This is a genomic window from Pseudomonas sp. PP3 (assembly GCF_905336995.1).
Classification (GTDB): Bacteria; Pseudomonadota; Gammaproteobacteria; order Pseudomonadales; family Pseudomonadaceae; genus Aquipseudomonas; species Aquipseudomonas reinekei.
Genome location: NZ_HG995459.1, coordinates 2,409,909 through 2,424,581 on the forward strand (window position 1 = coordinate 2,409,909; position 14,673 = coordinate 2,424,581).

Genomic DNA, 14,673 nt, shown 5'->3' on the forward strand with positions numbered 1-14,673 from the left:
GATGACGCAAACGCGTTGATAGCACAACGAAACGGCACCGCAGATACTGGCACCCAGCCACCAACCATGTGCTCAAGGACCCAACCGGAAATGCTGGATGGTCTTTGGGCAACACGCAATCAATCTACAACGCGACCGTACATTCTTTCGTCAATACGAACTGGGGAGTACCGGCAGCGTTGGGCGCCTATGATGCGTACAACGTTGGCCGCTTGCTCAGTGACATTGGCGGAATTGGAACCAAGATTCGCGTCTTAATTAAAAACGGAAAGCGATATGTCGTTTTAACCGGATATCCGGGGTTGCGGAACCGCTTGAAAGGAACTCGTTACGGGATTCGAAATGCTCAGTTAGTTGAGGTTGGAATAGGCAAATATGGGATTCGAGGATCTTCAGTAAAAGGCTTTAAACTTACTTGCTATGTCGCGGTTGGCATTGAACTATTGGAATGGGTATTTAATGACGAGGCTGTACTTTCTGATCTTTTTGCAGGCGTTGGCGTTGAGTTAATTAAAGCAGGGATAGCGACTGCGATTGGGTATGCGGCTGCAATGGCGGCAGGGGCGCTTTTTACCGCCGCCGCATTTCCGGTCGCAGTTGGAGCGGTGGTGGTATTCGGCATAGGCGAACTTATTGATCAAGCATACGACGAAACAAAATCCTGGATTGTCCGGAAAATACAGCCCAACGACCTTCCATTACCTAGCTGGCCAAAAGCTCCGGAACTACCAAATATATCAAAATTGAAATTTTTTTGAAGTCTAGATCACTTATGAACAATAAATCATGCGTATCTGCGCACTCCATGTCTCCTCTGGCCTTCAGACTAGGTGCTTTGGCCTTTGCCTTCTTCATGATACTCACGGGCGTTTTTTCCCTGTATTGGCTTTATGAAAACGTGCTCCCAATTTACGGACGCATTTACCGAAACGCTCCCGTTGTAGAGACTCCTTATCTAGCGCTCGGCCTACTGGAAAGACTGCCGCATGCGCAGTCGGTCGCCGACTACGAAGCGTTGTTGCCGTGGAACTGCTCGCCAGAGATGCCACGGTAAACGACTGCCTCATCTGGAGGTAGGTGTAGTTCGTGGATCGCTTACGATGTAGCGACTTGCGCCCGTAGCCAGTTCGATCTCGATCGTCGCCGACTGCCCCATGGCGGATGTGGCGTTACATATCGTCGATATTTCTGTGTTTGTATTCGCCAGCGTTGATGATCAGGGGCGGGGATACAAGGCGCGAACCATTGGCGACATTGAAAGGGTCACCGCCAACCATGTCACTGACATGTTCACGGCATCAGGCAATGATCTGTCACGACATATCGTCTGAGTTCAGATCCGTTCAAATGCGTCCCACAATATCTGTCGAAGAGCATCCAGTCTTGCGTTCGCTGCGACTCGATGTTCAAAGGTACCCTAGCGCATGATTTTCCTAAGTTTCACCTCTGCGCATTGGGTGTCAAAGTTCCAGAATTGCGTCTGAGCATGCTGAAGTTGATCGTCCTAAGGTTGACACCATCGGCTCAGCGGTGTCTCATTTGGGCAATTGGGGTGTAACGTTAAAGCAACTGTGTCCACTTTCTTTTTTTTGTAGCACTGATGGTACTTTCCCATGTCTCAGCGGTTCAGTCCGGTGAGACACACGCCTGCCGAAAGCAGCATGATGGTGCGCGGAAGGCTGTAGCCTCTGTCCTACAGAGTTCTAGGGCTTTAGTACAGTTCGATGCGATGCCAGCAGTAGGACCGTTTCGCTGGAAGCGTTAATTTTAGCGTTCCGAGTGTGGTTCTCCAACGCCTCGACGCGTCACTCCAGCGCAGTGGCATTGCGGTCGTATCCAAGGATATATGCAGAAATATGGACATCTCTAGACTGCTTACACCGTCATATTGCCAGCGATTGCAAAATATCGATCTGCGTCGTGGGTGCGAATTGTGGAGCACGACTGGATCGATTGATGTCGCGGTTCAGAACCTGACCGGGCAGACAGTGAAGGAGCACGCATGAGTAACTTTCTGAGACCTCCCACTTCGGCCAGCATGCGATGTGAGCGCAGGCAACCGGGCCTACTAGGGCGTGGGCATCAGGGGTTTGCAGGCGAGTCCGCAATGGATTTCTACATGCAGCCTGGGCAATTCGCCGGAGAATACGCGACCGATGATTACACGGCTGCGGTGTACCTGGTACATCAGTTGTCATCTCGCGACGAGGATATGAGCCCTGATGAATTCAGACGTGCTGCTCTGCTGCTCCGCGAGCTTCTGCAGAAGCTGAAGTTCGCGACTAATGTATCGGTTGAAGCGCTGCAAGCCCTGCAACAGGCTGCCGAAAAAATTCCAGTAATTGGACCTCTGATGTTTTCGGGAGGTAACTTGCCCGGAACCATTGCGGCTGCAGCGGGTGGCGTCATGGCAGCAGCTAAGGCGAGGAAGGTTACTGATCTTCTGGACATGACTCCCGCGCAAAAAGCGAAGCTTCATGCGTGGGCCAATAGCCGAGGAACCCCCGGCGCACAGTCGGCCGGTAAAACATTTAAAGGCAGCATAAAAATCATTGCTAAAGAAGGTCAGTTGTTTTTTGAAGTGCCTGTGACGGCCGTAGCGAAGCATTATAAAATATTAGGTGCGGTGGGGCCTTCTGCCGCTCATATCCCTATCGGGAATACCAAGGCTTCACTGAACCAACGTACACATCTGCATGCGAATGGCGCTACCGGCATGTTGAAGTTCTTGGGGGGGAATTCTGTCGGTGCTGCTCTGGCTGTAGGGCCGCAGGCATTTCTGGATTATTCAAGTTCAACAACAGGTACGGAGTTCTATAACAAGTCTGTGCAAAGTCAGCCAACTAACATTGCATCGGCAGTTGCCGGAGTTGGCGCTGGTTGGTTGATGACAGCTGGTGCGACTGCCCTTGCGCTTCCTGCTGCGCCCTTGGTAGCGGTGGTGGCCGTCAGCTTTGTTGCAGGTGTACTTGTACAATGGGTCATAGTTGAAACCGGACTTGATAAGACGGTCAGCGACGCGTTGAAGATTAAGGATGACGAATGATCGATTCCCAGAATATTAAAAAAATTAGTTGGGGTTTTTTTGGGTTCTTGGTTTTTTTTATGGTATTCGGGCCTTCAAATTTAAAGTATTTTTGGCAGGCATTTTTTGTTATGTCGTTGCTTGCATTCATGTGTACTATATATCTTGTTTATGTATGTGAGAAAATTACTTTTTATTTAACTTCGATACTTGTTGCGGTCGCAGGCGCATTTTCCTATTTGGCCTGTACGGCAGCTTATGTGATTGGTGCAAGTTTCTGGGGGAAGACAAGTATTGCTGCCCTCATGGTAGGGCTTTTTCCAATGGGCGTCACATTGCTAACATATTTGGTCCTGGCAAATGGCAAATCGTCATTTCATCCATTCGAATATGATGGAATCAAGGTGCAGCCACGTCCGCAAAACAAGCAAAAAACATCGGCCGCATATAGCCCTCTTTTGGTGGCTGGCGCAACCACCTTGGCGGCGAGTATTTTTACTAAATCAGCCGGCTTCCTCACTACCGGTATGGTTGCCCTGTTTGGGATGCTCGCTGTTTCCGTCACATTTTTATTCTACGCACGCCACATAATCAGAGGCCTGCGCACCCTCCGCATCCAAGAAAAAACCATGCCCACCCCGTACACCTTCATGCAAATCGACGACATTCGCGAAGCGCGCAGTCGTTGGTGGTTGAGCAGATTGTTCAAGTGGTTCGCTTCCTGGCGCAAGTCGCCGGGTGTCTGATTTTCGATGATCACTACGTGCAGGCCGCCCAAGCCTGATGACGTGTTACCGGTTTAAGGAGTAGTTGAAGCGATGGATCTTTCCTCACTGTTGTCCGCGCAGAACAGGCGCCTGTTCAAGCTGACCATGGCCCTCAAGGGCGGCCAGGAGTTGTTGCTTGAATCCTTTGCCGGGAGTGAAGGTTTATCGACTGATTTCGGGTTTCAGCTTGATCTGATTTCCGAGGACGCGAGCGTAAAACTCAAGTCCGCCATCGGGCAGGCCGCGACGATTGAAATCGAACTTGCTACCGGCGGTAGCCGTTATATCAACGGCCATGTGCTGAGCTTCGGGAACAATGGCAGCGATGGGGGCATGTCACGCTACTCAGCCTATGTGGGTTCATGGTTGAGCTTGGTTGCGCAGCGCTATGACTCTCAGATCTATCAGGATCAGACAGTAGAGCAGGTGATCAGAAAGGTCTTCGGTCGCTATGAAGGGCTCGCGAAATACGAGTTCCGCATCAACCGTACACTCAAGCCACACAGCTACATCACTCAGTACCGCGAAAGCGACAGTCACTTCGTCATGCGGCTGCTTGAGCAAGAAGGGTTGTTCTTCTACTTCGAGCACACGGCCGACAGCCACACGCTCATCATCATGGACGACTCCAGTGTTTTGACGCCACTGCCTGAGCAGCCGCAGGTGCGCTTCCACACAGCATCAGTGACCGAAAACTCTGACTCCATCACTCACTGGAGTTCCGCCCGGGAGTTCCAGGCCGGAAAGATCTCCGTGCAAACCTTCGATTATCGACAGCCGGGAAATCGAATTCCCGTCACGATGAACAGCCTCAATCAACAAGGCGATGTTCCGTCGTATGAAATCTTCGACTACATGGGCCAATACACCCACGGAACGCCTGAAGATGGCGAACTTCTGGTGCGCAACCGCATCGAGGCGCTTGAGCTCAAAGGCAAGACATTTGTAGGGTCAAGTAACTGTCGCGCTATGCGTCCAGGCCATACGTTTGAGCTGACGCAGCATTACGAACATGACGCGGGTTCTGCCGATGACAGGCAGTTCCTGGTGATGAACATCGAGCACCGTGGCAGCAACAATTACACCTCGGGAAGTCAGGCTGGCTACGGTAATAAGTTTTATTGCGTACGGAAAAAGATCAAGTTCCGTCCGCAGATGGACCTGCTCAAGCCCGCGATTTCCGGCCCACAAACCGCCATTATCGTTGGCCCGCCCGGTGAGGAAATCTACACCGATGAAATGGGCCGAGTGAAAGTGCAGTTCCACTGGGACCGCTATGGCGAGTTCAACGACAAAAGCTCCTGCTGGGTCCGCGTCGCCCAATCTGGAGCCAGCGGCGGTTTCGGTAGCATTCAGATCCCTCGTGTAGGCGACGAGGTCGTCGTGGTATTCCTCGATGGCAACCCTGACCGCCCGCTGGTCATGGGCAGCCTCTACAACAGCCAGAACACGCCGCCATGGTCGCTCCCGGCAAACAAGACCCAGAGTGGTTTCTTGACCCGGTCGATGAAAGGCAATGGCGGTACGGCGAACTTCTTCCGCTTCGAAGACAAGGCCGGTGCCGAGCAGATCATCATGCATGCCGAGCGCAACATGGACACCGAGATCGAGGTCGACGAGAGCCACAGTGTCGGCAGCAACCGCACGATCACGGTGGGTGGCACGCACACTGAAACGATCAAGAAAGACACGGTGATGAACGTCCAGGAAGGGTCGCTGACGATTCAGGTCGACAACCAGTTCATTCAGGTCAACGCCAAGCAACACATCATTCTTCAGGTAGGGGAGAGCAGCATCATCCTCACGCCGGACGGCATCGAGATCAAAGGCAAGGCGATCACTACGACGAGCACCGGCACGACCCAGATCACCGGCTCCGAGGTCAGGGTCAATGATTGAGGTAACGGCGCCATGACCAGAGTCAGTCTCTACGATCGCATTTCCGAAAAGCGTATTGCGCAGGAGGAGGCTGAACGCCTTGCCCAGCAGAACGCGGTTCTCGCCCAGCCTGAGCCCGAGCCGGAACCCGCGCCTGTTGTGGCGCTGCAAGACACGCCCAGCCATTTCACCTTCGCGGGTTTCAATCTGGCATTCCCGGCGGGGTTCCATTTCCGTGAGATCCAGACCACCATCGAGCACGAAGGCGAGCCGGTCAGCCTGACGATCAAGCGACGCGATGTGCAACAGGGGCAGACACTGGAGCAGCTTTTCGAGGCCGCGTTGCAGGCGTTTCGCGAGGATCATCCGGACGTGCGCATCATCCGCCAGCGCGATGTCAACGTGGCCGGCAGTGCGGCGAAGTCGGCGGATCTGCATTTCAAGAGCGGCCATGCCGATCGACACGCGCGTCTGGTCGGGGCGCTTGTGCCGGTCGCCGGACGTGAAGATATGCAATGGCTGAGCATCGGTTGCGAGATTGATCCGGCCAGACCCGCGCTCAGTCTCTGGCTGGTTGATTTTGACGGCATGCTCGATGGCCTCGCGGCCCGCTGAAATGCCCTTTTTTTGAATTCAGGAATTTACATCACATGGATTATGAGTTGCAGGAAGGCAGCATTGTGTTGCCACAGGGTTTCCAGGATCGAACCGTCAACATGTTCGTGCTGGGAGCAAGCATTCCAGCGCCGTTGAGCATCACCATTTCCCGCGACACATTGCTGCCCGGCGAGGTGCTCAAAGCCTACGTCGAGCGTCAGATCAAAATGCTCGCGTCCAAGCTGCGCGGCTACACGCTACTGGGCAAAAAAGCCGTAGCGCTGTCGGCCACCGCGCCGATCGACGGCGTGCAGATCGATGCGTATTACATGACCGATGGCCGTCCTTTCTATCAGCGCCAGGCAGCGTTTCTGATCGAACCCGGACGCGCGATCATTTTCTCCACCACCGCCCAGGCTGACTTCAGCAGCGAGCAGAACCAGAACTGGATGGACCTGCTGGCAAGCTTTCAGCCTCGCCAGCCGGGCGCCCCGATGACCGACTCCAGCCCCCAGGAGTAACGGTCATGTTTGAAGCCGCAAGGTTTGGTGATGAGCTGTCGCACACCAGTGCGTTGGGCGGGTTTCTCATCGGTGCAGCACTGGGTATCGCGCTGATCGCCACGGTGGCGATCGCGACGTTCACCTGTGGGTTTGGCGTGGCATTGTTGGCGGGCTTGGCCGCAGGCGTCGGAGGTAGCCTGCTGACCGCGGCCGGGGAGAAAATAGGCAGCATGTTTTCTTCACCCGCGGGGACCATCGTCACCGCGTCGCCCAACGTCTTCATCAACAGTCGCAAAGCGGCTCATGTGGAGAAAAGCACCGGCGCCTGCGACAAGCATCCCGGCCCGGTGAAGGTCGCCGAGGGTTCGACCAACGTCTTCATCAACGGCACTGCGGCCGCCCGCAAGGGTGACAAGCTGACCTGCGGCGCAACGCTCTCGAGCGGTTCGGACAATGTCTTCATCGGTGGCGGAACCTATCGCTACCTGCCGGTGGACGACGAAATTCCCGGTTGGCTGCGGACCACGGTCGACATTCTGATGGCGGTCGCGGGTGCGGCGGGTGGTATCGCCCAGTTGATCAAGGCCGGAACCCAGGCCGGCATGAAAGCCGTCATGCCCTGTGTCCTGAAATTCACCGCCGGGTTCGTCGCCGGCGAGGTCGCTTCGCGTTACGTCGTGGGGCCTGCGATCGAGCGTGCGGTGGGTGGCCTGGTCGGTAATCCGGTCGACGCCACCACCGGCCGCAAGGTCATCACCGACGAAACCGACTTCAGCCTCCCGGGCCTGATGCCCATTCAATGGTCGCGTTTCTATGCCAGCGACCTGAGCGTCGACAGCGTGCTTGGCAAGGGTTGGGTCTTGCCCTGGGAGCAGAGCCTGCGGCGCAGCGGCGCCTTCGTTTATCTCACCGACAATCAGGGCCGCAGCGTTCCGTTTGTCGACGTGCAGCCAGGGGAGCGCATCTACAACCCCCATGAGCAGGTGCATCTGGTCTGCACCGAAGGCGGCCACTATCTGCTGCAAACCCTCGACAACACCTTCTTCTACTTCGGTGAAGTGGCGGACGACAACATCCCCGTGCCGCTGCAACGCATCGAAAATGCACTGGGCCATTTCCTGCATTTCACCCGCACCGCCGAGGGCACGCTTACCGATATCAGCGCCACCGGTGGCGTGCGGGTGCACCTGCATTACGACAACCCGCTGGGTCGCCTGACCGACGTCAGACGCGTGGTCGACAACCAGGCCGTTGAAACCCTGGTGCAGTACCGCTACGACGACCACGGCCAGCTCAACGAAGTAATCAACCGCAACGGCGATTCGGTACGCCGTTTCAGCTATGTCGATGGCGTGATGGCCAGTCATAGCAATGCCTTGGGCCTGACCTGTAACTACCGTTGGGAACAGATTGGCGGCCAGCCACGCGTGGTGGAGCACTGGACCAGCGATGGCGAGCGGTACCAATTCCGCTACGACATAAAAGCCCGTACCACATGGATCAACGATGTGCTCGGGCGTGAAGCCGAGATTCATTACAACGCCGATCATCGCGTCACCTCAAGTCGCGACTTCGGGGGCGAGCACTATGTCATCGACATCGATGACAGCGGCAACATGACGGGCCTGACATTGCCTGATGGCAACCGGGTCACGCTCAAGTACGACGAATACTCACGCCTGCTCGAAGAGACCGATCCGCTCGGGCGCGCGATCAAATACCGCTATCACCACCTGACTACGCTGGTCACGCAGGTGGACTACCCGGACGGCAGCACCTGGCAAGCCCGCTACGACGATAAGGGCAATCTCATCGCCGAAGTCGACGCCCTCGGTCACACCACCGAGTACCTGAACGGTGACGACGGCCTGCCACACACCATCATCGATGCGACCGGCAAATCCAAATACCTGTGGTGGAACACTCTGGCCCAAGTCGAGCGCTTTCAGGATTGCTCGGGTAAAACCACCACCTATCGCTTCGACGAACGCCAGCACCTGGTCGCCGTCACCGACGCGTTGGGGCAGACCACTTCCCTGGAACGCAAACCCGACGGCGAAGTGCTGCGCATCCAGCACCCGGACGGCAGCGCCGAATCGTTCACCTACAACACCCTCGGCCAGGTACTGACGCACACCGACGGCAAAGGCCAGACCACGCGCCTGCTACGCACCGCCCGTGGCTTGCCGAGCAGCCGCCAGGACGCGAAGGGCCAGCGCATTCGCTACGAATACGACCCGGCGATTCGCCTGACTGCACTGGTCAACGAAAACAACGCGGCGTACCAGTTTGCCTACGATGCGTCCGACCGGTTGGTCGAAGAAAAACGCATCGACAACCTGACCCGGCGCTTCAGCTACAACCTCGGCGGGCATCTGACGCAAGTGGATGAAACGGGCTACGGCGAACGCGGCGAACGGCCACAACGCCGTACCGAATTCGAGCGCGACAGCATTGGCCGGCTGCTGGCCAAGCTCAATGCCGATGCTCGACAAGATTATGCGTATGACGACGGCGACCGTTTGCTGTCGATCCAGCGCCTGCCGACCGCGCAGGGCAAGCAAATCGGCGTCAGTGAGGAAACGCTCGAATTCTCCTACGACCTGCTCGGCCGTCTGATCCAGGAGACCACGGCGCAAGGCGCCTTGTCCTACGAATACGATCCATTGAGCAACCTCACCACCCTGACGTTGCCCACCGGTCAACACCTCAATCACCTGTACTACGGCAGCGGCCACCTGCACCAACTCAACCTCGACGGACAGTTGATCAGCGACATCGAGCGCGACGACCTGCACCGCGAAGTCCTGCGCACCCAAGGCGCGCTCACCAGCTGCTTCGGCTACGACGCCATGGGCCGCAAGAGTTGGCAGTTCGCCTCGCGCCTGCCAGCGGAAAAACTCTCGCGCATCCACAACCCCGGCATCCAGCCCGACCTGCTGGTGGAGCACGCCTACAACCCGATCCACCGCCGTCACCAGTATGACCCGGCCGGCGAACTGATCCGAACCCTCGACAAACTGCGCGGCGAGATCAAGTACGAATACGAAGCCAACGGCCAGTTGCACAGCCGCGACACCGGCAAGCTTGTCGACAGCGAAGAATTCCGCTACGACGCCGCAGCGAACCGGCTGAACTTCAACACCAGCCAGTTCGACCACGTCAAAGACAACCGCCTCAAACGCTGGCGGGATCAGGAATATGCCTACGATGCGTGGGGCAACCTGATTGAAAAGCGCAGTGGCATGGGCAAACTGCAGACGTTTGTTTATGACTGCGAAAACCGCTTGGTCAAGGCCGAGACGCTGGTTAGCGGCAAGCTGGAAAGCAGTGGTTTTTATCGATACGACAGCCTGGGACGGCGGGTCGGTAAGCAGTCCGTTGTTAATGGCGTGATCGAGCAGAAACACTTCTTGTGGCAAGGCCTGCGGATGCTGCGGGAGGAAAGTCCGGGGCAGAGCAGTCTGTACGTTTACGAACCGGGCAGTTATGCGCCGCTGGCTCGCGTCGACCAGGCGGAAGGTGAGGAGCAGCAGCTTTACTACTTCCATACCGACCAGATTGGTACGCCGTTGGAGATGACTGACCGTGAAGGGCAGATTGTCTGGCAGGCGACGTATAAGGCGTGGGGTTCGGTTGAGAAGCTGACGGTTAATGCCGTCGAGCAGAACCTGCGGTTTCAGGGGCAGTATTTTGACGACGAGACGGGGCTGCACTACAACACGTTTCGGTATTACGATCCGGAGGTGGGGCGGTTTGTTGCGCAGGATCCGATAGGGTTATACGGAGGAGAAAATCTTTACCAGTATGCGCCTAATCCAAATGCATGGATCGACTCTTTAGGCCTTGCTTGTGAAAAATGGGATGTGAACTCACATCAAGGCAATAAAAGTGCTGTAAAGGGTAAAAATCTGGGATTAGACTCTCACCATGTTGGACAAAAAAATCTTATGAAAGATTTGGTTGAGGGCTACGATCCAGCAACTGCTCCTGCAATGTTAGTGCCTCGTGTGGGGCATACTGTTTCTAAAGAAGGAGTAGGTATTTTGTCAAGGAGTGGGGTGAATGGAAAGACAGGATTACCATTTACCAGTGCGCGTGATGTTGTGGCTCGCGACATAAGAGAGCTCAGGCGTGTGTATCCTGATGTACCCAATGCAAAGCTTCAAGAATTGATATCTCTCAATAAAGCAATGTACCCAGAAATGCGCTAACGAGGATGGTTTATGAAAACGGATCAACGATTTGTATTAGCAATATTTAATGAGCTATATACAAAAAATTTAGAGCAATATAGAGATTCATTAACTAAGCCTATTAATAACGAAAATGACCCTTATGCCAAAGCCAGAAATGCATTGGCTACGCTTAGCGATCATGATAGGGCTAATGTTTTTGATTTCTTTAAAGTTATTATTGCTGATAGTACTTCGGTGGTCTTGGGGGCGCTGGATGGCGTTCATTTCCCTGATGGTATAGACGGAGATTTTGTTGTTACGTGTGATGGAGAGGAAATTCAAGGTGATCTCCTTGATATCTTTATTGAGAAGGCCCAAGAGAGTAATGTTTACGGCTAAAAAAATATACTTCAATGATTAGATTGAGCTTTGCAGCCTATATTTGAAGTGTTTCGACAGCGACGCCATGGGCCGCAAGAGCTGGCAGTTCGCCTCGCGCCTGCCAGCGGAAAAACTCTCAAAAATTCACAACCCCGGCATCCAGCCCGACCTGCTGGTGGAGCACGCCTACAACCCGATCCACCGCCGTCACCAGTACGACCCGGCCGGCGAACTGATCCGAACCCTCGACAAACTGCGCGGCGAGATCAAGTACGAGTACGAAGCCAACGGCCAGTTGCACAGCCGTGACACCGGCAAGCTTGTCGACAGCGAAGAATTCCGCTACGACGCCGCGGCGAACCGGCTGAATTTCAACACCAGCCAGTTCGATCACGTCAAAGACAACCGCCTCAAACGCTGGCGGGATCAGGAATATGCCTACGATGCGTGGGGCAACCTGATTGAAAAGCGCAGTGGCATGGGCAAACAGCAGACGTTTGTTTATGACTGCGAAAACCGCTTGGTCCGGGCCGAGACGCTGGTCAATGGCAAGCTGGAAAGCAGTGGTTTTTATCGATACGACAGCCTGGGACGGCGGGTCGGTAAGCAGTCCGTTGTTAATGGCGTGATCGAGCAGAAACACTTCTTGTGGCAAGGCCTGCGGATGCTGCGTGAGGAGCATCCGGGGCAGAGCAGTTTGTACCTGTACGAGCCGGGGAGTTATGCGCCGTTGGCTCGCGTCGACCAGGCAGAAGGTGAAGAGCAGCAGCTTTACTACTTCCATACCGACCAGATTGGTACGCCGCTGGAGATGACGGACCGTGAAGGGCAGATTGTCTGGCAGGCGACGTATAAGGCGTGGGGTTCGGTTGAGAAGCTGACGGTTAATGACGTCGAGCAGAATTTGCGGTTTCAGGGGCAGTATTTCGATGACGAGACGGGACTGCACTACAACACGTTTCGGTATTACGATCCGGAGGTGGGGCGGTTTGTAACGCAGGATCCGATTGGACTTAGTGGTGGGTTCAATCTTTATCGATATGCTGCAAACTCAACCGGATGGATAGACCCTTTCGGATTGACCGGGTTTTTCTCTCCGTCTATATTCACAGCACCTTCTGGCAGCGTCCATACGGTGTATCAACAGGTTATCGATTGGGATCTCCCTGTGAACACTCGAAGTGGCATAAGGACTAACCTCGATCTGGCGTCGGAAGGAAAGAGCCCTTTCGTAGTAAAGAATGGTAGCTACTCGCAACTTAATTTGCACCACTCAAAACAGGATGGCTTGGGCTCTTTGTTCGAACTGTCTGCTGATACCCACCAAAAATTTGGCAAAACTAATGCGCTCCACCCGCATCTGCCTGGTCAACACCCTTTAAATCCTGTAGACAGAGATTTATTCAATGGGGATCGAGAGGCATATTGGAAAGGACGAGCGCAATCGGAAATTAATAATCGAAACTCTAGCCGCTCTAGAGGATCTGTGAGTTGCGGGTGAAAATATGCTATCGAAAAAAGTGATTGATTTCTGTAAAAGGCAGGGCTGGTGGTTTGATGATGTCAGCGTTGAGTATGAACTGGAGCTTAAAAAGTTAGGTGTTGATGCGTCTAGCGATTTTGCTCAGTTTTATCTTCACGTTGAGGATGGACCGACTTTTGTGAGTCGCGGTAAGGAGATTTATCATATCTGTTGGTTTTCAATAAATACTAACTTTGGTTTTGCACTGAAACGAACGCATGAGACTCTCGGAGTTCCCTCGGATTATCTTCCATTGGATAGTTTTGAGGGTGAAAGTGGTTTTTTTTATAATAGGTTAACCGGAGAGGTGGTTGAAATCTCTCTTGGTGACTCATTAGCCGAATTTAAGCAGGGTAGGATCAAACCTCAGTGGGCAAGTTTTAATGGGTTCTTGGAGAGTTTTTTTGAATTAAGTTAATCGGGTATTTATTTTTCCATTTTTTTGGGCTTAATCGGGTTCAGCGCTGAAAAATGGCTTGGGTCTGCTCGCAATTAACAACGAGATAACATTTCTCGGACTCTATTAATATGAGGTGTTTGGTGGCTGAGGTGATCTATCGGCCACCGTTTGATTCTGCTTGAAGTATATCGTTTTTTCTGTTTGATCTAGGCGCCCGGAGACCCAGTTAGTGTTTACTTACAATCCGATCAATCGCCGTCACTAGTACGGCCCGGCCAACGGCTAGTTGCACAGCCGCGACACCGGCTAGTTGCTCGACAGCGAAGGGGAAATTACGGCCAAGCAAGCTCAGATCTTGAAAGGAAATCTTCCCGTTGTTCAGCGACGTACTGTGTTTCAAAATCAGATGGCACGGAAAGAATTTGTGGGCAGTCAGAACTATTTGATGAAGCAATGGGAAGCTAACACCGGTAAAGTATGGCTATCTGGTGCAACTCCCCATCACATCATACCTTTGGAAAGTGGTGGCGCGAATAAATGGTGGAATCTGATGCCAACACATGGCGCATTGCCAAATCATTCCTTGCCTGGAATTCCAGGCAAGCATGCCGCAGGTGGTGTTCTTAGGACCACAATTCAACAAGGAAGAAAGGCTCTGCCGCCTGGTACAATAACTGATCTGAGATTGTAATGTGATTGATATTGATGAAGAGTGTAAAAAAATCGAAGGATTTGAGTTTTTCTCTAATATGGGGGGCGGGCCTGAAGATACTAATTACATATATATAGAGAGCGTTCAGAAGGTTTTCGTAGAGCCTTCTGAATCTGAGTTTCATGGGTGCTATCATGGTGTTGAATGGCTGCCCACAGCCCCAACCCAACCCGATCCGTTTTATGATGTTCCGAAACCGCCATCAGACTTGGTAGCTATGCGCATGAAGGTGAATAAGGCAGTAATGGCGGCTACTAAAAATATTGATAAGAGTAAGTTCATTTGTGCGCCGCATGATTTTAGTGTTGCTGCAAGAAATGGGGTGTGTTTTGCCTTTAGGCAATATGTATCTGAAAGTTATTACGGGCTTGGTGGTCGATGGGCGACAATAATAAAGCTATATTACTCTGGTCGCTGGCCTGTTGGATTTTATAATAAAAAAATAATCGTTATTTGAGTTGTGGTGGATGATTTATATTATCTTTTGTCGGCGGTGGGTGTTGGCTCTCCGTTAGCATGAGTATATATATATGCTTCGCTCTTTATTAATGTAGATCATTAGGTATTTGACGATTCAGCACGCCGTTTCAACTGCGGCGACGACTTGATCGCCGACCACAGCAATGCCCTGACCCCGATCTTTAATTGTCAGTGAGAATACATTCGCAACTGGCAACGTATGGTGGAACATTGGACCAGTGATAATGAGC

At 53.4% G+C, this 14,673-nt stretch carries 12 protein-coding genes and 2 pseudogenes; all 14 read left to right on the forward strand.

Annotation, left to right across the window (positions count from 1 at the left end):
- Positions 1 to 104 precede the first annotated feature (104 nt).
- The gene (locus tag KHO07_RS11110) at positions 105 to 758 is read left to right on the forward strand and encodes a hypothetical protein (protein ID WP_244858281.1); all 654 of its coding nucleotides are present in this window, start codon (positions 105 to 107) and stop codon (positions 756 to 758) included.
- Between the two features lie 396 nt (positions 759 to 1,154).
- A complete protein-coding gene (locus tag KHO07_RS11115; RefSeq protein ID WP_212627201.1) occupies positions 1,155 to 1,331 on the forward strand; it encodes a hypothetical protein in 177 nt (58 codons plus the stop codon).
- Positions 1,332 to 2,107: 776 nt separating this feature from the next.
- The gene (locus KHO07_RS11120; protein WP_224791307.1) at positions 2,108 to 3,046 is read left to right on the forward strand and encodes a hypothetical protein; all 939 of its coding nucleotides are present in this window, start codon (positions 2,108 to 2,110) and stop codon (positions 3,044 to 3,046) included.
- Entirely contained in the window at positions 3,043 to 3,771 is a 729-nt protein-coding gene (locus tag KHO07_RS11125) for a hypothetical protein (RefSeq protein ID WP_212627202.1), read from the forward strand. Before KHO07_RS11120 ends, KHO07_RS11125 begins: the two co-directional genes overlap by 4 nt.
- Positions 3,772 to 3,843: 72 nt before the next feature.
- A complete protein-coding gene (tssI, locus tag KHO07_RS11130; RefSeq protein ID WP_212627203.1) occupies positions 3,844 to 5,691 on the forward strand; it encodes a type VI secretion system tip protein TssI/VgrG in 1,848 nt (615 codons plus the stop codon).
- Positions 5,692 to 5,703: 12 nt separating this feature from the next.
- The gene (locus KHO07_RS11135; protein WP_212627204.1) at positions 5,704 to 6,285 is read left to right on the forward strand and encodes a DcrB-related protein; all 582 of its coding nucleotides are present in this window, start codon (positions 5,704 to 5,706) and stop codon (positions 6,283 to 6,285) included.
- 35 nt (positions 6,286 to 6,320) lie between these two features.
- A complete protein-coding gene (locus tag KHO07_RS11140) occupies positions 6,321 to 6,788 on the forward strand; it encodes a DUF1795 domain-containing protein (RefSeq protein ID WP_150736170.1) in 468 nt (155 codons plus the stop codon).
- 5 nt (positions 6,789 to 6,793) lie between these two features.
- On the forward strand, positions 6,794 to 10,984 hold the full coding sequence (locus tag KHO07_RS11145; RefSeq protein WP_212627205.1) for an RHS repeat-associated core domain-containing protein: 4,191 nt from the start codon (positions 6,794 to 6,796) through the stop codon (positions 10,982 to 10,984).
- 12 nt (positions 10,985 to 10,996) lie between these two features.
- Positions 10,997 to 11,347 carry a hypothetical protein gene (locus KHO07_RS11150; protein WP_212627206.1) on the forward strand — a complete coding sequence of 117 codons (351 nt, stop codon included), beginning with the start codon at positions 10,997 to 10,999 and terminating at the stop codon, positions 11,345 to 11,347.
- A 61-nt stretch (positions 11,348 to 11,408) separates the two neighbouring features.
- Positions 11,409 to 12,410 (forward strand): annotated as a pseudogene (locus tag KHO07_RS11155) (RHS repeat-associated core domain-containing protein); the annotation flags it as partial.
- 171 nt (positions 12,411 to 12,581) lie between these two features.
- Positions 12,582 to 12,830 (forward strand): annotated as a pseudogene (locus KHO07_RS29160) (HNH/ENDO VII family nuclease); the annotation flags it as partial.
- A 4-nt stretch (positions 12,831 to 12,834) separates the two neighbouring features.
- Positions 12,835 to 13,269, forward strand: coding sequence for a hypothetical protein (locus tag KHO07_RS11160; protein ID WP_150736164.1), 435 nt, complete (start codon positions 12,835 to 12,837; stop codon positions 13,267 to 13,269).
- A 292-nt stretch (positions 13,270 to 13,561) separates the two neighbouring features.
- Positions 13,562 to 13,942, forward strand: coding sequence for an HNH endonuclease signature motif containing protein (locus tag KHO07_RS11165; RefSeq protein ID WP_212627208.1), 381 nt, complete (start codon positions 13,562 to 13,564; stop codon positions 13,940 to 13,942).
- 1 nt (position 13,943) lies between these two features.
- Positions 13,944 to 14,420, forward strand: a complete 477-nt coding sequence (locus tag KHO07_RS11170; RefSeq protein ID WP_244858282.1) for a hypothetical protein — start codon at positions 13,944 to 13,946, stop codon at positions 14,418 to 14,420.
- Positions 14,421 to 14,673: the final 253 nt, after the last annotated feature.